Raw genomic sequence first — 22547 nt, 5'->3', positions numbered from 1 at the left:
AGCTCTGTGACAAATTTATTGCTGGAATTAAGGGACTTAATTCGAGCGATTAGTGCTTTGGATCTAGAGAATGAAGCGGACTACGAAACGCTTCTTTCTCTTCAATACAATCAAGCTCTGCTAAGGGAACGTATTGATCAATTATCTCAAGTGAAAGACTTCTCATATACGGAGTCAGATAGAAGTATTCTACAGGAATGCATTGACTTAGAGATGAAGAATAATGAGGCTTTTGCGCAGAAATTACAGGAAGCAAGTATGGAGCTAAAGAGAATCAATGAGAGCCGAAAGTCGAAAAATACCTACCTTGGTGAATATACGCAGCATGTAGGGTACTTTATCGATAGTCATCAATAAAGAAAACATGACCTTTGGTTTTTCAAGAATAGCAACCTGTTGCTATTATTTTTTTATAAAGAGGAGGAAAGGCTTATGGGGAAGGTAAAAAAATGCTTTTTAAGCATCTTCGCTGTGTGGTTTGCGGTTTACGGATTCATCGCCGCTCCGCAACAGCTGGAGGCAGCGGTCAATGACTATGTCACGGTGACCAAAACAGCAAATCCAAAAACGATTACAACAGAAGAGGAAACGGAAATTTTGCTTAATATTACAGGAACTCCGCCTGTGAATGTGGTCATGCCTAATGATGTTGTGCTGATTATTGACAAATCAGGCAGCATGGCTCCAACGTATGGCCCTAATAATGGGGAAGACAAAATGAAGAATGCGAAAGAAGCGGCTAAAGGGTTCGTTGACCTCATGGATATGACGAAACATAGAGTTGCGGTTGTTGATTTCGCTTCTACCGCAAGTTCGTTCCCTTTCACGGTGGATAAAGATGCTGTGAAATCCTACATAGATAAAATTAATGCAAATGGAGGAACCGCTACAGGTTCTGCGATTGATGCAGCGACCGCCTTGCTGGCTGATCACCGCGAAGAAGCTCAGCCGGTAATTGTATTGTTGACAGATGGAGCGGCAACAGAGTCGCCGTCGAATACGGATCCGTTTGACTATGCGCTACAGAAAGCACAAGCTGCAAAGGATGCAGGTGTCATATTCTATACAATTGCTCTTCTGAATCCTAATGAAGATCCTGAAACCAGTGCTCCGAACATCCTTATGAAAAACATGGCGACAACTGCAACGCATCATTACTTTGTACTTGGTTCACAGGGACTTGATCAAATTTATGCTGCCATTGTTAAAGAAATTGGGATGGCAAGCGCCTATGATGTTACCGTGACAGATACGGTTGGTAACGATTTTGAGATTGTACCTGGATCTTACGAGGATAATATTCCAAAACCTACGGTAACAGGTAACACGCTGACATGGAAATTCAACGAATTGAAGAATAGCGCACTAACCTTCAAGTACAAAATTCGTCCCGTCGATAAAACGAAAGCAGGTAATTTCCCGGCTTCGTTAAGCACATCTAGCATTACTTACAAAGATTATGCGGGAGCTAACCGTACGAAAAGTATTCCAAGTGTGAATATTACGGTAAAACTTCCCGCCCCAGTTATAACCGCAATAACAGAACCTTTCGGACATCCAAATGGCGGTGAGACAGTTACAATTACAGGTCAAAATTTCGTACCTGGAGCAAAAGTTAAATTTGGTTTAACTTCCGCCACCGATGTAACATTTGTTAGCAGTACTGAAATTACAGCAACTGTGCCTCCAGGAAAACAAGGGATGGTTGAGGTAAGTGTAACAAACCCGGATAATCAAGTAGCGAAAGCTCAATATCAATATAAGGTTGATCCGATTGTTACTTCTATAACTCCTGCTAATGGTCCGCTTGCCGGTGGAACGATTGTTTCGATTAAGGGAGAGTATTTCATGAAGGGTGTGACAGTGAAGTTCGGCGACAAAGCGGCTCCACTCTTCTATTATTCTGGGAGCGATCAAATCTCAGTCAAATCACCGATTGGCGATGAGGCAGGTCCAGTTGATGTTACGCTTACGAATCCAGATGGGACTACTGTAACTGTTCCGGAAGGATTCACCTACGATGCTCCTCCATCAACAGATCCAGAAATTGTATCGATTTCCCCTGACAATGGCTTGGTAACAGGCGGAAATACCATTTATGTGAACGGTAAGAATTTTAAAAGTGGTATGAAAGTGGTTATTGGTGCTAAAGATGCAACGACCACTTATATATCTTCAACACAATTAAGAGCAACGGTTCCAGAAGTTGATGAACCAGGTACCGTAGATGTTTCTGTTCGCACTGCAGATGGGGAACTATACACATTACCACAAAGCTATACTTATAACGAAGTCGTATATCCAACGCCTACGGTCACATCAGTAACACCAAACACAGGTTTGATAACAGGTGGAAATACGGTATATATTTACGGTACCAATTTCGTAAATGGCGTGACGAAAGTTACGTTTGGTGCAAATAGTGTCAATGCGATTTATGTGAATTCAACAACACTTCGCGTAACTGTACCAGCTGTGGAAACGGCAGGTAAGGTGGATGTTATTGTTGCGAATAAACAACAAACTGCAGTGTTACCAGAAGCCTATGAATATACAATGCCGATTATCTCTGACCCTAACATTACGGCTATAACTCCAAATCGTGGCTCTATCAAAGGCGGATATATCGCGTTGATCGACGGAGAGAACTTTAGTGGTGGTGCCACTGTAACTCTAGGCGGTGTAAGTGCTGGTGTAACTTATATTAATTCAAATCAGCTTAGAATAGTTGTTCCGGCATCCACCTCAACAGGGTTTGTTGATGTTACGGTTACGAATAAAGATGGCGGAACGGAAACTTTGGTAGGCGGATTTGAGTACTTGCCAATTGTACCAGAGATCACTAGCATTTCCCCTGCGAGTGCAAGCCGTGCAGGTGGGGCGACAATCTATGTTAACGGTAATAACTTTGATACGTCCGCAACTGTCAGCATTGATGGTGTTGTTGCTCCAACAACTTATGTGAATTCTACAAGCTTAAGAGTGACAGTACCAGCTAGCTCAACGGTTGGAGAGGTACCATTGGTTGTAACCTTGTCAAATGGACAGACCGCTAGCTTTACATTTACTTATACGGATCTTCCGGTTGCCGCTGCTCCAGTTATTACAAGACTATCTTCTGTATCAGGTAAAGCAGGTAATACCATATATATTTATGGGACAGACTTCAAGAATAAACCTAAAGTATACTTTGGATCTGTTGAAGCGACTACGGTTGTCTACACTAGTTCGACTACGCTACGAGTCACAGTCCCAGCAGGCAACACTGGTGAGGTTTTAGTGAAGGTTGTAAATCCAGACATGCAAGAAAGTAATACAGTAACCTATACTTATAATTAATTACGAGCAACATAAAGAAGATCGGACTGAGATTTAAATCTCAATCCGATCTTCTTTTGTTAGTTCGTTATAATTTATTTGTTGGTTGTGTCAAGAATGGAAGTTCAATTAGGTGAGGGAAAGCATCTAGATAACGCTCAAGAAACTGCTCATATTGCTTTTTGGAACAATAGTTAAAGACCCACCCAATCACGGATAAATCTTTTTCATGATCAAATGCAGTATCAATGAATAAATAGCCATCATCCGCATTATTACCTACTAACTGCCATTGCCCTATATTAATCATACTTTTTGGTGATAATACTCCGTTGTCTAATAGAATCGCGTATAATTCAATTGCAGGTTCGTAGTATCCATGTTCGTACATTAAATCAGCAAGTTTATTAATTGTATCTGCGGTTGCCATCGACTGAAGCCAGTGAAGATAAATGTCGTTATACGAATAACTTAATAAAATGAGAAGTGTCTTAGCAAGTAAATCCGATGCACTGTCCGTTAATTGAGGGGAACTATTCGGATTTGCTTGGAGATCGCAGTGATAGGTCCAGAGTTCCCGAGCAGACTCACAGCCTTCAGTATCGGTTATAGCTGATAAATAATTTGGATCATTATACACAACAGCAGCGATTAAAGCGGGAGAGGCATCTAGCTCCATATCTATCGATAGTTTGAACGGCTTCTCTTCATGTTGCAATAAATGATAGGTTAGAGCATCACTAGGAGAAACCTGTATTGTTAGTTTCTGATAGTAATATGAACTCAGTGATCTAGAGCCAGTTCGTAAGGCAACGAGAAATAAGGCGATGTATTCAATGGCTGAAGCATTCGGATAAACCGTTTGAAACAATCGGATAATGGCCTCGTTGTCTTGCTCTGCCTGAATGAGCAGTTCCCATACTTGTTGTAGAACAGTGTAGTTTCTCGGCTGAATTTGAAGCAATTGAACCCCATATCGAACAGCATCGGTCTTATGGCCCAATTGATTATGCAGCTTGAGCAACATTTGTAACGGTACCGTAGAGCCATAGGACGGTTGAACATTCCAGTAGGGACGATTTTGACGGACAGCCGTTTCAGCACACTTTAAAGCTTGTTCAAAATAACCGATCGCTTGTTGGAACATTCCGAATTGATCGTAAAGAAGGCCAAGATGACAATAATAGTCGGAAATTCCTGGATATTGTTGTATAGCCTGCTGAATTAATTGATATGCTTCAACATAATTTTCTAATTTTAATTCAGTTGATATCAAGTTATCTAGAAGATGGATATACCACGAATGATTTGGCGTGCTGGATGCTAAACATGCTCGATATAGTTGGCCGGCTTTTTCGAGTTGATTGTCGCTGATATAGGCATTCCCCAAAATAAAACAAAAGTAAGGATCCTGTAGTTTTTCTTCGGTTTTCATAGATTCTAGAATCGACAAGTTGCGCTCAGACTTGTTATGACCCTTGACCCGTATTTCGGTATAGCCGTCATGATAGACTGGATAAGGGAGGTTCTGGAATGTGATTTTGTAGTGATCTGAGGTGAGTTGCTCATGAATAGGACTACTATAGTACATCCCTTTATGATTTTCGAAAATACGAGCACCTTGCGAGATCATTATTCTAGAGGGATCGACGGTTCGCCCGGTAAAATTGTGTATAGGTAACATGAATGATTTTAGCGAATCCTTGTCAGTCGTGGTTAATCGTAGCGCGTTTCTTAATCCCTCGATATCGGATGAGTTAATATACTCGTCTGCATCTAGTACCAGTATCCATTTTGCAGTAGCATAACGTAATGATTCATTTCTGGCAGCAGAGAAATCGTTGCCCCATTTGAAATCATAGACGTGCTTTGTATATTTTCGAGCGATTGTTTTTGTATTATCAACCGAACCGGTATCGATAATGATAATTTCATCAACAAGCCCTTGCACGCTATCTAAACATCGGGAAATCACCTTTTCCTCATCTTTTACGATCATGCAGAGTGAAATCAAGTTGTTCATATATCCTCCCGTTAAGCTATTCCTGAAATTTAAGTATTCCATCTGAGGAGTGTATTTCCTCCTGGAGTAGACCCATTTCACGATTTTAGAAATAGAAGATAATATTTATTTCGACATCTATTCGACATTTACTGAATTTCAATTAGTTGAATTATACTAGGATATGAAATGAAAGTATACGTAAATAGTCTGAACCAGAATCCTTATGTACAGATTATTTCATGACCACTTAAAGAACTATCCGTTTCGTTTTACATTCTGCCGGGTAATTAATTTAAGATCATGAAAATGAAGTCCATTCGTTTACCACTCTGACAAAAATCTACAAATTATTTACAGTAAAACCTTTTCCTTGGCAATTGACACTGGATAAGCTTGGGTGGTATAGTCAGACATGTGGGGCTTGGTTACAAGGATCACACTCTTATTTGATAATGAAGGGAATGTTAGTGCATGCAAGGTAAAGTAAAATGGTTCAACGCAGAAAAAGGCTACGGTTTCATCGAAACTGAAGAAGGCGGCGACGTATTCGTACACTTCTCCGCGATCCAAGCTGAAGGCTTCAAAACGCTGGAAGAAGGCCAATCCGTCGAGTTCGAAATCGTTGAAGGCGCACGTGGTCCACAAGCCGCTAACGTAATCAAACTGTAATCATCCCGGCACAGCCGACCTACATATGAACGGTACGATGGTTAACAATTAAAGATTCGCTAGCAACTCCCCGGGGGAACCCGGGGTTTTCTTATTTTTATTATGCTATAATTTTCTAAAGTGAATGAGTTCGTAATCGAATGAGGTGACCTCCTTTGCACAACCTTCGACCTTGGCTGCGCTGGCTGCCGGCGATCGCGATGATGGCGATTCTTTTTGGGTTTTCTTCGCAGTCTTATGAGGAGCAGTCGCTGGTGCCGGAAATTGAGAAGAGCACCTCGGACCAGTGGATTGAGAATCGATTCGGCGGGATCCGGTTCAGCTATGGTGACTATGAAATCAGTGTGGACAGTGTGGGCGGGGCGAGCTTCATCGAGTTTTTTATTCGCAAAGCGGCGCATTTCGGCAGTTATGCTTTACTGGCAGCGTTCCTGGTTTACGCTTTAGGTGGTCGGGGACGATCCAATCGGCGATGTCTGCTCTTTGCGATTTTGATCGCATTCCTCTATGCCTGTACGGATGAGCTGCATCAGAGCTTTACGCCGGGGCGGACGGCGATGGTGCAGGACGTGTTGCTGGATACGATCGGGGCCGCGTGTGGGGCGGCGTTCACGATTTTGTTGAAATCCTGGTGGGGAAACCGGAAGGATCGCCGGGCTTGAAAGCGCGGGGGATTTGCCGATCTGCCCGTCTTTTTTTACGGATATCGCGGTGGTTTACAGACCTTTAACACTTTTTACTTTGCCTTAACGTCATGGTATAATAAAGGTGCAAAGCAAAGGAGGAGTGCCCTATGAATTTTAGTATTCGAGGACAGCAGATTGAAGTGACTGAGGCCTTGCGTGACTACGTAGACAAGAAGCTCAGCCGGCTAGACAAGTACTTTGATGCACCCCCTACCTCAGACGGTACTGTCACGTTAAGTGTGGTACGAGGCTTGCACGCGGTCGAGGTAACGATTCCTTTGACCGGCGTTGTGCTCCGTGCGGAAGATCGCAGCGATGACATGTACGCATCCATTGATGCGGTTGTGGACAAGCTTGAACGTCAAATCCGCAAGCACAAAACGAAAATCAACCGTAAACTGCGCCAGAAAGGCGTGAAGAACAGCCTCTTTGTAGAGGGCACGACCGCAGGCTCCGTTGCGCTGGATGAAGGCGAGGAAGAGCTGGAAGTGGTTCGTACGAAACGCTTTACCTTGAAGCCGATGGACGTAGAGGAAGCGATTTTGCAAATGAATATGGTAGGACACAACTTCTTCGTTTTCTCGAACATCGACACTAAAGAAGTGAACGTCGTCTACAAGCGCAATGACGGCAAATACGGTTTGATTGAACAGGATTAACCCCTTGCACTCCGTGCAATCATGGCAACTTGCTTCAAACTAGGTGGTAATTCCTGTGATACTTACGCAAAGGAAACGAGCCTTATCCGCCCGCGGATAGGGCTCTTTATTCGTATACAAAGGCGCTTTACCGCAATGCAGACGTGACGGGGCGTGTTGCGGCGTGCCTTACAAACTGTTACAATTTAGGCAAATCATCTGTTTATGCGTGAAAGGGGTAAATCATGCTGGGATTAGTAAAAAAGATATTTGGCGACACGAATGAACGTGATGTCAAACGTCTGATGAAGACGGTAGATTATATTAATTCATTAGAACCGCAATTTGAGGCGCTTTCGGACGAGCAATTGAAAGGGAAAACCGCTGAATTCCGGGAACGGATCGAGAAAGGCGAGACGCTGGATGATTTGTTGCCGGAGGCTTTTGCCACAGTACGGGAAGCTTCGAAACGCACGCTCGGGATGCGTCATTTTGATGTGCAGCTGATCGGCGGCATGGCGCTTCACGAAGGCAAGATTGCGGAGATGAAAACCGGTGAAGGGAAGACGCTGGTCGGAACCCTGCCGGTTTATTTGAATGCGCTCCTGGGGAAAGGTGTGCATGTCGTTACCGTCAACGACTATTTGGCACAACGCGATAGCCAGCAGATGGGGCAGATTTACAACTTCCTCGGCATGACGGTTGGGGTGAACCTCAACGGCATGGAGCATGAGCAGAAACAAGAAGCTTACGCTTGCGACATCACGTACGGCACGAACAACGAGTTTGGATTTGACTACCTGCGCGACAACATGGTGCTCTACAAAGAACAGATGGTTCAGCGGCCGCTGTATTATTGCATTATTGACGAAGTGGACTCCATCTTGATCGATGAAGCGCGGACGCCGCTGATTATTTCCGGCCAAGCTCAGAAATCCACCGAGCTGTATTATGCAGCCGATCGTTTCGTGAAGACGCTGACGCCGGAGGAAGATTATACGGTAGATATTAAAGTAAAGGCTGTTTCGCTGACCGAAAAAGGGGTTGCTAAAGCGGAACGCGTTTTTGGCATTGATAACTTGTACGATCATAAACATGTTACGCTGAACCACCACGTGGTGCAGGCGCTCAAAGCGAACGTCATCATGCGCCGCGACGTCGATTACGTCGTGACCGATGACGAGGTGCTGATCGTCGATGAATTTACCGGTCGGATCATGCAGGGCCGCCGCTACAGCGACGGGCTGCACCAGGCAATCGAAGCCAAAGAAGGCATCGAGGTACAGAACGAAAGCATGACGCTGGCGACGATTACGTTCCAGAACTACTTCCGGATGTACCGCAAGCTGGCCGGGATGACCGGTACGGCGAAGACCGAGGAAGAAGAATTCAAGAAAATTTACGGCCTTGAAGTGCTCCAGGTGCCGACCAACCGGCCGAACCGTCGGATTGACTTGCCGGACGTTGTTTATAAGAGCGTTGACGGCAAGTTTAAAGCCGTTGTCGAAGAAATCGTGGAGCGTCATAAGAAAAAACAACCGGTGCTCGTTGGTACGGTCTCGATCGAGAACTCCGAACGCGTATCCGAGATGCTGAAGCGCAAAGGAATCCCGCACAAGGTGTTGAACGCGAAATACCATGCGGAGGAAGCGGAAATTATTTCCCACGCAGGGGAACCGGGTTCCGTGACGATCGCTACCAACATGGCGGGTCGCGGTACCGACATCTTGCTGGGTGAAGGCGTGGCCGAATTGGGTGGCCTGCATATCATAGGTACCGAACGCCACGAATCGCGCCGGATCGATAACCAGTTGCGCGGTCGTGCCGGTCGTCAAGGTGACCCAGGCTCCACGCAGTTCTACCTGTCGCTGGGTGACGAGTTGATGAAGCGGTTTGGTGCGGATAACGTGCTGAACATGATGGAACGCCTTGGCTTTGAGGAAGACCAACCGATCGAGAGCAAGATGATCACCCGCGCGATTGAGTCAGCGCAAAAACGCGTAGAAGGCAACAACTTCGACGTGCGCAAAGTCGTCCTGCAATATGACGATGTCATGAACCAACAGCGCGAAATTATCTATAAACAACGCCGGGAGCTGCTGGAATCGGAGAACATTAAGCAAATCGTTCTCGATATGATTAAGCCGGTCATCGAACGGGTGGTTGAAGCCCATACCGCTGACGAGATACCGGAGAACTGGGAACTGCAAGAGGTTGCCGATTACGTCAACAGCAAGCTGCTGGACGAAGGCGCGATTACGAAAGACGATCTGTGGGGCAAAGAGCCAAATGAGATGGTCGAGTATATTTTTGAACGCGTCCTGACGAAGTACAACGCTCGCGAAGAAGCAATTGGTCCGGAAATGGTACGGGAGTTTGAGAAGGTTATCGCTCTCCGCGCGGTCGACAGCAAATGGATGGACCACATCGACGCGATGGATCAGCTGCGTCAAGGTATTCATCTTCGTGCATACGGCGGTACTGATCCGCTGCGCGAGTATCAATTTGAAGGCTACGAGATGTTCAACGCGATGATCGCCAACATTCAGGAAGAAGTCGCGACATACATCATGAAGGCGCAGATCGAAACGAACCAGGAACGTCAAGCGGTCGTGGATGAGAACAAAATCACCACAAGCGGCGAGCCGGCTGAGAAACGCCCGGTCAAACGCGGCGAGACGATCGGCCGCAACGACTTGTGCCCATGCGGCAGCGGCAAGAAGTACAAACACTGCCACGGCCAAAACGCATAATGTCGGCATAAGCTGGGTGCGGCGGGGAGCCTGAGGATTTCCTTAGGCTGCCCGCTTTTGCCCCGTTTGGAGGGAAAACCTGTTCTCGGCCGCAGCGGCCGCGTCGATGTTGGCTCATCCGAGGTAGCCACCTCGACGTTGGTTCAGCCACAGGCGAAATAGGGGTAAAAAAGGGCCTTATTTTGCTTTTTTGGGCGGATGTCTGGTAAATAAGGGAGTTTTTTGGCCTTATTTTTGCAGACTATGGCTCAAAACAGGGTTTTTCCAGGTTTAGGAATGAAATAAAGGTAGATTTTGTCCTTATTTTTTGAAATTCGGTGCCCGGGAGTTGAATAAGGGTACAAAAGGGCGTTACCTTTAAACCAAAGTGGCAGCTACAAAAAAACTTTTACAAAGAAAGGTGATCTACCGTATGATCGATGCGAACGTGAAACAAGACATGCGCGAAATCGCAAAGAAATTAACCAACCTTAGGGGGTCTCTTTGACTTAGATCTGAAGCAAGAGATGATCGCCAACTATGAGGAGAAAATGGCGGCACCGGATTTCTGGGACGACAATGAGAAAGCTCAAGGGATTATCGCCGAGATGAATGCGGTCAAATCCTCGGTCGACCAATATACGGCGCTGCAGAACGAATACGATGAGCTGGAAATGATGGCGGAGCTCGCGGAGGAAGAAGGCGATGAATCGCTGGCTGCGGAGGTTGCGGACTCCGTAGAGAAGCTCGTCAAGAAGCTGGAGGAATTCGAGCTCCAGCTGCTGTTGAACCAGCCATACGACAAAATGAACGCGATTCTCGAGCTGCATCCCGGCGCCGGCGGCACCGAGTCCCAGGACTGGGGCCAAATGCTGCTGCGGATGTATACCCGCTGGGCGGAGAAACGCGGCTTCAAGGTCGAGACGCTGGATTATCTGCCGGGCGATGAAGCCGGGATCAAGAGCGTTACACTGTTGATCAAGGGCTACAACGCCTACGGCTACCTGAAGGCGGAGAAGGGCGTTCACCGGCTGGTGCGGATCTCGCCGTTTGACGCTTCCGGACGCCGGCATACGTCCTTCGTCTCCTGTGACGTCGTGCCGGAGATCAGCGATGACGTGGAGATCGAAATCCGTAACGAGGATCTGAAAATCGATACGTACCGCGCCAGCGGTGCCGGCGGTCAGCACATCAACACGACCGACTCGGCCGTGCGGATTACCCACATCCCGACTGGGATCGTGGTAACCTGCCAGAATGAGCGCTCGCAGATCAAGAACCGTGAACGGGCGATGACGATGCTTCGCTCCAAGCTGTACGAACGCAAGATCGAGGAGCAACAACGCGAGTTGGATGAGATCCGCGGCGAGCAGTCCGATATCGCCTGGGGCAGCCAAATCCGCTCGTACGTGTTCCATCCGTACAGCATGGTGAAGGATCACCGGACGAACGTGGAGACAGGGAATGTCGGCGCGGTGATGGACGGGGATTTGGACGCGTTTATCGACGGTTATCTGCGCAGTCAGATTAAAACGAACACGGAGAATTAATCGGCAGGGCGGAGCGCCTTGGTGTGACCATTCCGCCCGTGCCGCTGCTAAATATGACCCACCTTGGCCACGCTTGGTACGGGTGGGTTTTTCGTTGTACCAATTTCATGAAATGCCAGTAAGGAGGGGCAGCAATGCCGCCGAAAGTTCGCAAACGCCATCTTCAAGACTATATCCCGGTCGCCGGTCCGGTACGCCATACGATAGATACGCTGATGATTATCGTAGGCTCTCTGATCACGGCCTTGGCGTTTAATTTGTTTCTGGTCCCCAGTCATATCGCCTCAGGCGGTGTCTCGGGATTATCGATCATCATTCAATCGCAATTTGGGATCGAACCCGCCTACACACAATGGGCCCTGAATATCCCGCTATTCATTGCCGGCTACGTGTTGCTTGGGCGGGACTACTCCATCCGTTCTCTGCTGGGCACGGTGGTGCTGCCGTTCTTCGTCTTTTTGACACGAGACATTCCCGTACCAACGACAGATCCGTTGCTGGCTTCGTTATATGGAGGCATCGGGGTGGGGATAGGACTCGGTATTGTGTTCCGAGGCCGGGGATCCACCGGCGGGCTGTCCACCTTGGCGCAAATTATTCAAAAATACAGCGGCCTCAGCCTCTCCGTTTGCGTTGTGATGATGGACGGGATTGTGATTGTGTTGGCGTTATTTTTGCTGACCCCGGAAAAAGCGCTCTATGCCCTGATCGGACTGTACATCACCGGTAAAATCATCGATGCCATCGAGCTGGGCTTCAATTACACGAAGGTCGCTTACATTATTGCCGACCGGACGGAGGAGATCTCGCAGGCTGTGCTCACTCACCTGGACCGGGGGCTGACTAAGCTGGACGGTCACGGCGGGTACACCGGCGATGCGCGGACCGTGCTGATGGTCGTCGTCGGGCAGAGCGAAGTTACACGGCTCAAGACCTTGGTGCAGACGCTGGATCCCAATGCGTTTGTGATTATCACCAATGCGCATGAAGTGTTAGGGGAAGGGTTTAAAAGAGTGCAGGGAGAACAGTGACTTTCGGTTGCTGGGTACCTAAGCTGGATACCAGTTGCTTCCTCTGCGGCTGACTGACCCAAAGGGATACGCTTGGCAGGGGGAGGGGCCGCAGGGCTTCTTTGCACCATTATCCCTTTCCTTCAGGAGGGATGAGAGTTGGGCAGGGATGACTGACCTGTGCGGATCATTGATCAAGTAACTGTATGATGCTCTGATTGAACGGGATAATGGTGTAAAAAGAGGGCTGCAGCAGCATCTGATACGATACATTCAGGAAGACGCAGGCCCCAAAATAGAATCCCCACGCAAAAAAAGAAACCGTTCGAAATGATTCGGACGGTTTTTTTGATTCCTGTAGCATTTAAGCCAAGCCATCATAGATAGACTGCTCATTTTTTTGCGGGAACCGTTCGCCGCGCTCCCAAACCAGCTCAAACGATTCGAATTGGTGACGGGGCGGTACTTGCGGCCCCAATACGCCAAATACCCGCTCCACGCTCCAAATTTGCGATTCATGGGCGGCGAGGGCTTGGCGTTTGGCTTCCCAACGGTTGCCGGCTGCTACGCGCAGCACGCTGGAATGATCGGAAGTGTACGATCCCAGTTGGTTGTAATACAACTTCTGCACGGTTGGCGCTTGGCCCCCAAAGACGACATCGTTTACGGCGTGATGGATGACGATATGATCCGGGTGTCCGGACAGGCCGTCTTCCGGGAACGTGACGACCACCTGTGCCTGATGGCGCTGCAAGAAGTCGGCAATCTTCTCCCGCAGCATCGCCGGGTCCGCCTCCTTCAGCTTGCCGTCCGGCAGCCCCAGCTGCTCGACAACGGAGATGCCGAGGATCTCAGCGGCTTTGGCCAGCTCCTGATCCCTGCGGGCCGCTAACTGTTCGCGGGTCATCTCCCCTAAGCGGCCGGTTTTGCCCGCGTCTCCCCGGGTAGCCGTAAGCAGCACCGCCTTGCCTCCTTCATCCGCGATTTGCCGGATTAAATAAGAACATCCAAATGTTTCATCATCGGGATGAGCGTATACGAATGCGATTGTTTTTTCGTTCGACATGGTGCTTCTCCTCCTTTGATACGGTTCATGAGCACCTTTTAAATATACCTGATTCAGCCCCTACATAAAAGTTTGGCGGCCAAAAGAGGGGCCTGACATGCGAGGGGAAATTTTTTGTGAGAGTTGTTGTATTTATATAAGTTCAGCCGTATAATAATACATATTTACAACGGAATGATGCATATTGTTGATTTCATAGGGTTGATCCAACGGGAGAGGAAGCGAGGTTAGCATTGTGAACGGGGAGAAAATAAAAGTAGCCATCGTCGGTTCCACGGGATATGGGGGCGTGGAGCTGATTCGTTTTTTATGGGGACATCCGCATGTCGAGATTGCTTCGGTGATTTCCGTTTCTAGCGCAGGAGAGCCTATAACGAACGGGTTCCCGCATTTATCGGAGATCATCGTTCAGCCGCTGGATGGCTTGTATCCAGAGGAGCTTGCGACGAAGGTGGATGTGGTATTTACTGCAACGCCATCCGGGGTCAGCACGAAGCTGGTGCCGCAGCTGCTGGAGGTTGGACTGAAGGTTATTGATTTGTCCGGTGATTTTCGGCTTAAAGACGGCCGGGAATACGAGGCTTGGTATAAACATGAGGCTCCGGAAGCCGCATTGCTTGAGCAGGCGGTGTACGGCTTGGCAGAGATTTACGGCGATGAAGTAAAAGGCAAGGAGTTCGTCTCCAACCCGGGCTGCTATCCGACCGCTACGCTGCTTGGCCTAATCCCAGCGTTAAGTGCAGGTTGGATTGAACCGGGCAGCATCATCATCGATGCGAAATCGGGGGTATCCGGCGCGGGCCGTGGGATGAACCTGACGAACCATTACGCGGAAATCAATGAAAATATGAAAGTATATAAGGTCAACAAGCACCAGCATATCCCTGAGATCGAACAAACCTTGGGGCAAATCACCGGGGAATCGGTTACGGTGACGTTCACGACGCACCTGACGCCGATGACGCGGGGGATTATGTGCACGATGTACGCCACATTGAAGGGGGCTTACACCGAGGAAGATTTGATTCAGCTGTACCGTCAATATTACGAAGGACGTCCGTTCGTCCGCATTCGGGACAAAGGCAAGTGGCCGGCAACCAAGGAAGTGTTTGGCTCGAACTTTTGCGATATCGGTTTTGCAGCGGATGCGCGTACAGGTCGGCTGACGATCGTGTCCGTCATTGATAATTTGGTTAAAGGGGCAGCGGGGCAAGCCATTCAGAATTTGAACCTGATGATGGGCTGGGAGGAAACGACCGGCTTGAAGTTTACACCCGTTTACCCGTAGGGAGATCTCAACTTATTTGGGCTTGTGAAAGGAGTCAGTCATGGGAGTGGTTAGTTTATTTCGTGCAGCGCCGGAGGGGAGCATCACCACGCCAAAAGGCTTTCAGGCCGGCGGACTGCATTGCGGTCTGAAGAAGACGACCCGCAACGATCTCGGCGCGATCCTCTGCGAGGTGCCGGCGGTCGCCGCGGCAGTTTATACGACGAACGTATTCCAGGCGGCACCGCTGAAAGTGACGCGCGAGAGCGTCGCGTCCAGCGGGCAGCACCTGCGGGCCGTCGTCGTCAACAGCGGCAACGCCAACGCGTGCACCGGCGCGCAAGGCGAAGCTGACGCCTACGCGATGCGCGCAGCGGCGGCGAAGGCGTTGGGGCTCGGCGAACACGAAGTCGCCGTAGCCTCCACCGGCGTCATCGGCGAATTGTTGCCGATGGACCGCGTTCACGCCGGCATCGCAGGCTTGCCGGCGGCGCTGGCGGCGAACAGCGAGGGGGCCGAGCAGTTCTGCCAGGCAATTTTGACCACGGACCTCGTGAAGAAAGAGGTGTGCGTGAAGCTGGACGTGGACGGCCGCGAGGTAACGATCGCGGGGGCTGCCAAGGGTTCGGGCATGATTCACCCGAACATGGCCACGATGCTGGCGTTCGTCACGACGGACGCCGCTATTGAACCGCAGGCGCTGCAAAGCCTGCTCGGGCAAACGACCGACGTGACGTTTAACATGATCACCGTCGACGGCGACACGAGCACGAACGACATGCTGTTAGCGATGGCGAGCGGGTTGGCCGGCAATCGGGAGCTGTCCCCCGGACACGCCGATTGGGACGCGTTCGCTGCGGCGTTCCGCCACGTGTGCGAGACGTTGGCCAAGGCGATTGCCTGCGACGGGGAAGGCGCAACCCGTCTCGTTGAGGTGACGGTCCAAGGCGCCGTAAGCGATAACTCGGCTCGGGCGATCGCAAAGACAATCGTCGGCTCGAGCCTTGTGAAGTCGGCGGTGTTTGGGGCCGATGCCAACTGGGGCCGCATCATTGCTGCGGTCGGCCGTGCAGGAGAGCCGGTCAACCCGGAGACGGTGGACATCAAGCTGGGTGACATCGTTGTGCTGGAGGGCTCGCGTCCGGTTCCTTTCGATGAGGATGCGGCGCTTGCTTACCTGAAGGGCGACACGGTCAATATCTCCGTGGACCTGCATAACGGTCAAGGCGAAGCCACCGCTTGGGGCTGCGATTTGACCTATGACTACGTCCGGATTAATGCGGCTTATCGCACTTAATATGAATTTATATCCTAAATCATTTATCAGATGAGATTAACTCCGGAAAGGAGCAGAAAGATTAATGTTTGTGATGAAATGTGGCGGCAGCACGCTCGCGGAGCTGCCGAATTCTTTTTTTGCTGACTTGGTGAAGTTGCAAAAAGAAGGGGCCAACCCGGTGATCGTACACGGCGGCGGGCCAGCCATTTCGGAAAACCTTGGCAAGCTCGGAATTGAGAGCAAGTTCGTGGACGGGCTGCGTTACACGACGAATGAAGTCCTGGACGTCGTGGAAATGGTGCTGGCCGGCAGCATTAACAAATTGATCGTACGCCGCATCGCTCAGAACGGCGGGAAAGCGTTGGGCTTGTCCGGCGCGGATGGCAGCTTGCTGCAGGCGAAGCCGGTGGCGAACAGCAAGGAAGTTGGATTCGTCGGGGAAGTGACGGATGTGAATGCGGATTTGATCCGCGGCGTACTGGACCTCGGTTACATTCCAGTCATTGCTCCCGTAGGTATTGGTGCAGACGGAACGCAACGTTATAACATCAACGCGGACACGGCTGCAGGAGCGGTTGCATCGGCACTTGGGGTTTCGCGCATGATTGTTGTTACCGATGTGCCTGGGATTTTGAAAATGACGGGTACCGAAAGAAAAGTACTCGATTCCATTACGGTACAGCAAATTGAGGATATGATCTCGACCGGGGAAATTTACGGCGGGATGATTCCGAAGGTGCGAGCTGCTGTAGCTTGCATCAGCGGCAGCGTGAAGGAAGCGGTGATTGTAGGCGGCAACGAGCCGGGTGTGCTTGGCAAAGTGCTGGCCGGGGGACGCATCGGCACCCGAATCGTGCGGATGGCGTAGCGCAGCGGCTGACGGAAGGTTATATTAGTAATTAAGAAGATGGGAGTGGAAAAAACGATGGCGCAAAGTGATCTGAAAGAAGCTACTATGGCTCCGGCCACCGGAGCGAATGCCGCTGCAGCTGCGGCGGAAGGGAGCAGCCCCAGCGCGTTGTTCCCAAGTTATGCTCGGTACCCGATCCATTTGGTGAAAGGGAAGGGCAGCTGGCTGTGGGACGATAAGGGCAACCGCTACCTTGATTTCATGAGCGGTCTTGCGGTCGCCAACCTGGGGCATGCCCCGGAGAAGGTGGCGGACAAAGTGAAAGCTCAGCTGGATGAGCTTTGGCATGTGAGCAACCTGTTCCATATTCCACAGCAGGAAGTTGCAGCGCGGAAGCTGACGGAGATTAGCTGCGCGGACGTCGTTTTCTTCTGCAACAGCGGGGCCGAGGCGAATGAAGCGGCGATCAAGCTGGCGCGGCGCTACCATCAAAAGGTGAAGGGAACCAACCGCTTCGAGATTATTACGTTCAATCAATCCTTCCATGGGCGGACGTTGGCTACGCTGACCGCGACCGGTCAGCAGAAGGTGAAGGACGGCTTCCTGCCGCTTCCGGAAGGCTTCAAGTCTGTACCCTTGCATGACCTGCCTGCCCTGAAGGCAGCGATTGGCCCACAAACGGCGGCAGTGATGCTGGAAATGGTGCAAGCCGAAGGCGGCGTGTACCCGGTGGATCCGGCGTTCGTGCAAGAGCTGTCCGAGCTGTGCAAGGAAGAGGGACTGCTGCTCATCATCGACGAGGTCCAAACCGGCATGGGACGTACGGGCAAATGGTTTGCCCATCAGCATTACGGGATCGAGCCGGATATTTTTACATCGGCCAAAGGGATTGCCAGCGGCTTGCCGGCCGGGGCGATGCTGGCGAAAGCGTATTTGCGCGAAGCGTTCCCTCCGGGCAGCCATGCGTCTACATTTGGCGGCAATCCGATCGTGACGACAGCGATCATTGCCACACTGGAGACGATGCAGGAGGAGCGCATTCCGGAGCATGTCGCAGAGATGGGCGAGTACTTGACGGAGCTCCTGAAGGAGACGTTTAAGGACGAGCCGTTCGTCCAAGAAGTGCGCGGCAAAGGCTTGCTGATCGGAATCCAATGCGCCGGACCGGTAGGCGACATCGTACTGCTTGGACAACAACATGGACTGCTGTTCGTTACCGCCGGCCCGGAGGTCATTCGTTTACTGCCGAACCTCAAGGTGTCGAAGGAAGAGATTGACCAGGCCGTAGCGATTTTGGCAGACGTCATCGCCGCTTATACTTCCAAGGAGGGGAACTAAACTATGACTTTGCTGGAACCATCCAAACGCAGCAGCATGAATTTGAACGGCCGCGATTTTATCGAGCTGACAGATTATTCGACCGATGAGATCCACTATTTGATCGATTTGGCGATTGAGCTCAAGCGCAAGCAGAAGAACGGCGAGGTGTACCAGCCGCTGCTGGGGAAAACCGTCGGATTGATTTTTGAAAAATCGTCAACGCGGACGCGGGTGTCCTTTGAAGTGGGGACGTATCAGTTGGGAGGCCATGCGCTCTTTCTCAGCAAAAATGATATCCAACTCGGTCGCGGCGAAACGATCGCTGATACGGCGGGAGTCATGTCGCGCTACCTGGACGGGATCATGATCCGGACCTTCGGTCATGATAAGGTGGTCGATCTGGCCCGCTATGCTACCGTGCCAGTCATTAACGGACTGAGTGACTTGGCTCATCCGTGCCAGGTGCTGGCCGACTATCAGACGCTTTACGAGCATAAGGGCAAGCTGCAAGGCCTTAAACTGGCCTACGTGGGCGATGGCAACAACATGGCGCACTCGCTGATGATCGGCGGGGCGAAGCTGGGCGTTCATGTATCCGTGGCCAGCCCGGAAGGGTACGAACCGGACCCGCAAATTGTTGCGGATGCGCAGAAAATTGCCAAAGCGACGGGCGCGGTTATCGAAGTGGTGCGCGATCCGAAGGCGGCGGTACAAGAAGCGGACGCTATTTACACCGACGTGTGGGCGAGCATGGGCTTTGAAGAAGAGCAGAAGATCCGCGAAGAGGCCTTCCGCAATTACCAGGTCGACGAGCAGCTGGCGCGGTATGCGAAGCCGGATTACGTCTTTATGCATTGCCTGCCGGCCCACCGGGGCGAGGAAGTCAGCGAAGGCGTGATCGATGGACCGCATTCGATTATTTTTGATCAGGCAGAGAACCGGTTGCATGCGCAGAAAGCGCTGATGGCCGCATTGATGGGATAAATTTTTTTCGGGAGGACTAGGAATCATGGCAAAGGAAAAAATCGTACTGGCATACTCCGGGGGCCTGGATACGTCGGTCATTCTCAAGTGGTTAAAAGAAACGTACGATGCAGAAATTATCGCGTTTACGGCTGATATCGGTCAGAAGGAAGAATTGGACGGGCTGGAAGCGAAGGCTTTGGCTACAGGCGCTTCTAAAGTATACATCGACGACCTGCGCGACGAGTTCGCCAAGGACTTCATCTATCCGATGTTCCAGGCGGGTGCTTTGTACGAAGGGCAATATCTGCTCGGCACCAGCATCGCCCGTCCGTTGATCGCCAAGCGCATGGTGGAAATCGCCCGCGCAGAAGGCGCAACGGCGATCGCCCACGGCGCCACCGGCAAAGGCAACGACCAAGTGCGCTTTGAGCTGGCGGCAGCGGCTTTGGCGCCGGAAATTCGCGTGATCGCCCCTTGGCGGCTGAGCGAGTTCCGCGACCGCTTCCCGGGACGCGCTGAAATGATCGCTTATGCGGAAGCGAACGGCATTCCGGTAACGGCTTCGGCGGCCAAGCCGTATTCGATGGACCGCAACCTGCTGCATATCAGCTATGAGAGCGGCGTGTTGGAGGATCCGTGGTTCGACGCATCTGCACCGGAAAACAAAGACATGTACCTGCTTAGCGTTTCGCCGGAAGATGCCCCGGATCAACCGGAGTATCTGGAGCTGGAGTTCGAGCAAGGCAACTGCGTGGCGCTGAACGGCGAACGGTTAAGTCCGCTCGGGGTGATAGAGAAGCTGAATGAGCTGGGCGGCAAACATGGCATCGGCCGCGTCGACATGGTCGAGAACCGCTTTGTCGGCATGAAGAGCCGCGGGGTATACGAGACGCCGGGCGGAACCATCCTGTTCACGGCTCATCGCAAAATGGAATCGCTGACGATGGACCGCGAGGTCATGAACCTGCGCGACAGCCTGATCACCCGTTACAGCACGCTCGTTTACAACGGCTTCTGGTTTGCGCCGGAACGCTTGGCGCTGCAAGCGCTGGTAACGGAGAGCCAGAAGAATGTAACAGGTACGGTGCGCGTGAAGCTGTACAAAGGCAACATCATCGCCGCCGGCGTGAAGAGCCCAGTCAGCTTGTACAACCCGGACATCGCTACGATGGAGGCCGACCCTACACAAGCGTACGACCAAGGCGACGCTACCGGGTTCATCCATCTGAACGCGTTGCGCCTGAAAGTTGGCGCAGGTGTGGCGCAAAACAGCGGCAAGTAAAGGGTGTACCCAAAATCTATTCGAAAAATCGAGTACAATTCGCCGATTTTCAGCGATTTGAACCCAATGTGTATGAAATTTCGTATATAATTGAGCATTTTGCGGAGATGAGGCGGGAATGTGTATGATTTTTCGAATAGAATCTGCAATTTCGATGGTTCGCGAGGAAATGTAGTCGAAATTTCGAATACATTTCCTTCTGTTTCTGTTCTGATTGATTGGAATAACAATCAAGTTTCGAGTTAAGGAGTGGGTCAGGTGAGCAAGCTGTGGGGTGGCCGCTTTACGAAGCAGACCAACCGTTTAGTTGAGGAGTATACCGCCTCCATCGGGTTTGATAAAGCGTTGGCGGAAGAGGATGTGCAAGGAAGTCTCGCGCATGTCACCATGCTGGGCAAATGCGGGATCTTGCCGGAAGAGGATGTCGAGAAGATCAAGGAAGGCCTGCATCATGTTCTGCTGAAGATCCGCCGCGGCGAGATGGAATATTCCGTGTCGGACGAAGACATCCATATGAACATAGAGAAGCAGTTGATCGACGAGGTGGGGCCGGTTGGCGGGAAGCTGCACACTGGGCGCAGCCGCAACGACCAGGTAGCGACGGACATGCACCTTTATCTGCGTAAGCGGGTGGTCGAGTTCGTGGGCCTGCTGCAGGAGCTGCAGGAGGCGCTGCTGGGACAAGCCAAGGCGAACCTCGACACGATTGTGCCGGGCTATACCCATCTGCAGCGGGCGCAGCCGATCCTGTTCGCCCATCATCTGCTGGCATACGTGTCCATGTTCCAACGCGATATCGAGCGTCTGCAGGACAGCTATAATCGGATTAATGTGCTGCCGCTGGGGGCAGGGGCGTTGGCTGGCACGACGTTCCCGATCGACCGTCATTTTGTAGCCGAGCAGCTGCATTTTGACGGGGTATATGAAAATAGTCTGGATGCCGTAAGCGATCGTGACTTTATCGTCGAGTTCCTTGCCAACGCCTCCATTCTGATGATGCACCTCTCGCGTCTCAGCGAGGAGCTCGTGCTGTGGAGCAGCACCGAATTCCGCTTCATCGAGCTGGATGATGCGTTCTGTACGGGCAGCAGCATTATGCCGCAGAAGAAAAATCCGGACGTGCCGGAGCTGGTTCGCGGCAAAACGGGCCGGGTCTACGGCAACCTGATGGGCCTGTTAACCGTGCTGAAGTCGCTGCCGCTGGCGTACAACAAGGACATGCAGGAAGACAAGGAAGGCATGTTCGACACCGTCGCCACATTGCAAGGAGCGCTGCAGCTGTTCGCGCCGATGATCGCCACGATGAAGGTGAACAAGGAGCGGATGCGCGAAGCGGTCAACCAGGACTTCTCCAACGCCACCGACATTGCCGACTTCCTGGCAAGCAAGGGTCTGCCGTTCCGTCAGGCGCACGAAGTTATCGGCAAAACCGTCCTTTACTGCATTCAAAACGGCAAATACCTGCTGGATCTGACAATAGACGAGTTCAAGCAGTTCTCGCCATTGTTTGACGATACCATTTATGACGTGCTCCAGCCGGAGACGGTCGTGAATGCCCGTAACGTATACGGCGGGACAGCTACCGCTCAAGTGACGGCTGCCATCGAACGTGCAGAAAGCAAGCTGGAGGCGACTCGCCAATGGGCGGAAGCATATTTGGAAAAAAGTAAATAAGTGAATCGCCGCTTCATAGACAGAACTTTAGAAACAGCCTTCGTCGAAAGACGAACGGCTGTTTTTTATTTTCCTTGGTTGAGTTCCGATTGATATTGAATTTTATGGAAACTTCACGAAATTTTCAGAAAAATATAAAGAAATAGTCGGTTTTTGTCGAAATAAAAGTAATAACTTACCTTGCCAAGCTTTTATTTTGGTGCATTGACTCGGACTGAAGCAATCCTGGCGGTTT

Annotated in this window: 17 protein-coding genes; 15 read left to right on the top strand and 2 right to left on the bottom strand. The window is 50.9% G+C overall.

What is annotated here, in order from left to right; translation table 11 throughout:
* Positions 1 to 6: 6 nt before the first annotated feature.
* Positions 7 to 357, top strand: a complete 351-nt coding sequence (locus tag RW092_RS16175) for a hypothetical protein (protein WP_167669339.1) — start codon at positions 7 to 9, stop codon at positions 355 to 357.
* Positions 358 to 432: 75 nt separating this feature from the next.
* Entirely contained in the window at positions 433 to 3339 is a 2907-nt protein-coding gene (locus RW092_RS16170; protein ID WP_316010678.1) for an IPT/TIG domain-containing protein, read from the top strand.
* A 67-nt stretch (positions 3340 to 3406) separates the two neighbouring features.
* On the opposite strand, the gene RW092_RS16165 is transcribed toward RW092_RS16170, so the two are convergent.
* The gene (locus tag RW092_RS16165) at positions 3407 to 5341 is read right to left on the bottom strand and encodes a tetratricopeptide repeat-containing glycosyltransferase family 2 protein (RefSeq protein ID WP_316010677.1); all 1935 of its coding nucleotides are present in this window, start codon (positions 5339 to 5341) and stop codon (positions 3407 to 3409) included.
* 453 nt (positions 5342 to 5794) lie between these two features.
* Here RW092_RS16165 and RW092_RS16160 point away from each other — a divergent pair, with 453 nt between their 5' ends.
* From RW092_RS16160 to RW092_RS16135, 6 genes are all read left to right on the top strand, one after another.
* Complete coding sequence (locus tag RW092_RS16160; protein WP_009225364.1) at positions 5795 to 5992, top strand: cold-shock protein; 198 nt, start codon at positions 5795 to 5797, stop codon at positions 5990 to 5992.
* A 155-nt stretch (positions 5993 to 6147) separates the two neighbouring features.
* The gene (locus RW092_RS16155; RefSeq protein ID WP_016314124.1) at positions 6148 to 6654 is read left to right on the top strand and encodes a VanZ family protein; all 507 of its coding nucleotides are present in this window, start codon (positions 6148 to 6150) and stop codon (positions 6652 to 6654) included.
* Between the two features lie 131 nt (positions 6655 to 6785).
* Positions 6786 to 7337: a ribosome hibernation-promoting factor, HPF/YfiA family gene (gene hpf / locus RW092_RS16150; protein ID WP_016314123.1), complete on the top strand. Its 552-nt coding sequence runs from the start codon at positions 6786 to 6788 to the stop codon at positions 7335 to 7337.
* A 224-nt stretch (positions 7338 to 7561) separates the two neighbouring features.
* Positions 7562 to 10069, top strand: coding sequence for a preprotein translocase subunit SecA (gene secA, locus RW092_RS16145; RefSeq protein ID WP_028538132.1), 2508 nt, complete (start codon positions 7562 to 7564; stop codon positions 10067 to 10069).
* 412 nt (positions 10070 to 10481) lie between these two features.
* Positions 10482 to 11598, top strand: a protein-coding gene (gene prfB, locus RW092_RS16140; RefSeq protein WP_316010685.1) for a peptide chain release factor 2 whose coding sequence is annotated in 2 segments (ribosomal slippage) — positions 10482 to 10553 and positions 10555 to 11598 — 1116 coding nt in all. Because the reading frame shifts where the segments join, the coding sequence is not laid out codon by codon here.
* 134 nt (positions 11599 to 11732) lie between these two features.
* Positions 11733 to 12629 (top strand): YitT family protein, encoded by an 897-nt coding sequence (locus RW092_RS16135; RefSeq protein ID WP_316010676.1) that lies wholly within the window; start codon positions 11733 to 11735, stop codon positions 12627 to 12629.
* Between the two features lie 343 nt (positions 12630 to 12972).
* Here the strand turns inward: RW092_RS16135 and RW092_RS16130 are convergent, their stop codons facing one another.
* Entirely contained in the window at positions 12973 to 13674 is a 702-nt protein-coding gene (locus RW092_RS16130; protein WP_316010675.1) for a PIG-L deacetylase family protein, read from the bottom strand.
* Between the two features lie 235 nt (positions 13675 to 13909).
* Here RW092_RS16130 and argC point away from each other — a divergent pair, with 235 nt between their 5' ends.
* The 7 genes from argC to argH all read left to right on the top strand — a co-directional run bounded on the left by argC (position 13910) and on the right by argH (position 22312).
* Complete coding sequence (gene argC, locus RW092_RS16125) at positions 13910 to 14962, top strand: N-acetyl-gamma-glutamyl-phosphate reductase (protein WP_410055543.1); 1053 nt, start codon at positions 13910 to 13912, stop codon at positions 14960 to 14962.
* Between the two features lie 40 nt (positions 14963 to 15002).
* Positions 15003 to 16238 carry a bifunctional glutamate N-acetyltransferase/amino-acid acetyltransferase ArgJ gene (gene argJ, locus RW092_RS16120; protein ID WP_316010674.1) on the top strand — a complete coding sequence of 412 codons (1236 nt, stop codon included), beginning with the start codon at positions 15003 to 15005 and terminating at the stop codon, positions 16236 to 16238.
* 64 nt (positions 16239 to 16302) lie between these two features.
* The gene (gene argB, locus RW092_RS16115; RefSeq protein WP_085278196.1) at positions 16303 to 17088 is read left to right on the top strand and encodes an acetylglutamate kinase; all 786 of its coding nucleotides are present in this window, start codon (positions 16303 to 16305) and stop codon (positions 17086 to 17088) included.
* An 87-nt stretch (positions 17089 to 17175) separates the two neighbouring features.
* Entirely contained in the window at positions 17176 to 18408 is a 1233-nt protein-coding gene (gene argD, locus RW092_RS16110; protein WP_316010683.1) for an acetylornithine transaminase, read from the top strand.
* A gap of 3 nt (positions 18409 to 18411) precedes the next feature.
* Entirely contained in the window at positions 18412 to 19374 is a 963-nt protein-coding gene (argF, locus tag RW092_RS16105; RefSeq protein ID WP_016314114.1) for an ornithine carbamoyltransferase, read from the top strand.
* Between the two features lie 25 nt (positions 19375 to 19399).
* Positions 19400 to 20638 carry an argininosuccinate synthase gene (locus RW092_RS16100; RefSeq protein WP_316010673.1) on the top strand — a complete coding sequence of 413 codons (1239 nt, stop codon included), beginning with the start codon at positions 19400 to 19402 and terminating at the stop codon, positions 20636 to 20638.
* Positions 20639 to 20896: 258 nt separating this feature from the next.
* A complete protein-coding gene (argH, locus tag RW092_RS16095) occupies positions 20897 to 22312 on the top strand; it encodes an argininosuccinate lyase (RefSeq protein ID WP_316010672.1) in 1416 nt (471 codons plus the stop codon).
* Positions 22313 to 22547 lie beyond the last annotated feature (235 nt).

The organism is Paenibacillus sp. 3LSP, from assembly GCF_032465655.1.
Classification (GTDB): Bacteria; Bacillota; Bacilli; order Paenibacillales; family Paenibacillaceae; genus Fontibacillus; species Fontibacillus barengoltzii.
This window is presented reverse-complemented; position numbering and strand designations above follow the sequence as displayed.

Excerpts from the sequence above, each read along its gene's own strand:
- RW092_RS16170 (WP_316010678.1), top strand. The coding sequence starts at position 433 with ATGGGGAAGGTAAAAAAATGCTTTTTAAGCATCTTCGCTGTGTGGTTT.
- RW092_RS16165 (WP_316010677.1), bottom strand. The coding sequence starts at position 5,341 with ATGAACAACTTGATTTCACTCTGCATGATCGTAAAAGATGAGGAAAAG.
- RW092_RS16160 (WP_009225364.1), top strand. The coding sequence starts at position 5,795 with ATGCAAGGTAAAGTAAAATGGTTCAACGCAGAAAAAGGCTACGGTTTC.
- hpf (WP_016314123.1), top strand. The coding sequence starts at position 6,786 with ATGAATTTTAGTATTCGAGGACAGCAGATTGAAGTGACTGAGGCCTTG.
- secA (WP_028538132.1), top strand. The coding sequence starts at position 7,562 with ATGCTGGGATTAGTAAAAAAGATATTTGGCGACACGAATGAACGTGAT.
- RW092_RS16135 (WP_316010676.1), top strand. The coding sequence starts at position 11,733 with ATGCCGCCGAAAGTTCGCAAACGCCATCTTCAAGACTATATCCCGGTC.
- RW092_RS16130 (WP_316010675.1), bottom strand. The coding sequence starts at position 13,674 with ATGTCGAACGAAAAAACAATCGCATTCGTATACGCTCATCCCGATGAT.
- argJ (WP_316010674.1), top strand. The coding sequence starts at position 15,003 with ATGGGAGTGGTTAGTTTATTTCGTGCAGCGCCGGAGGGGAGCATCACC.
- argB (WP_085278196.1), top strand. The coding sequence starts at position 16,303 with ATGTTTGTGATGAAATGTGGCGGCAGCACGCTCGCGGAGCTGCCGAAT.
- argD (WP_316010683.1), top strand. The coding sequence starts at position 17,176 with ATGGCTCCGGCCACCGGAGCGAATGCCGCTGCAGCTGCGGCGGAAGGG.
- argF (WP_016314114.1), top strand. The coding sequence starts at position 18,412 with ATGACTTTGCTGGAACCATCCAAACGCAGCAGCATGAATTTGAACGGC.
- RW092_RS16100 (WP_316010673.1), top strand. The coding sequence starts at position 19,400 with ATGGCAAAGGAAAAAATCGTACTGGCATACTCCGGGGGCCTGGATACG.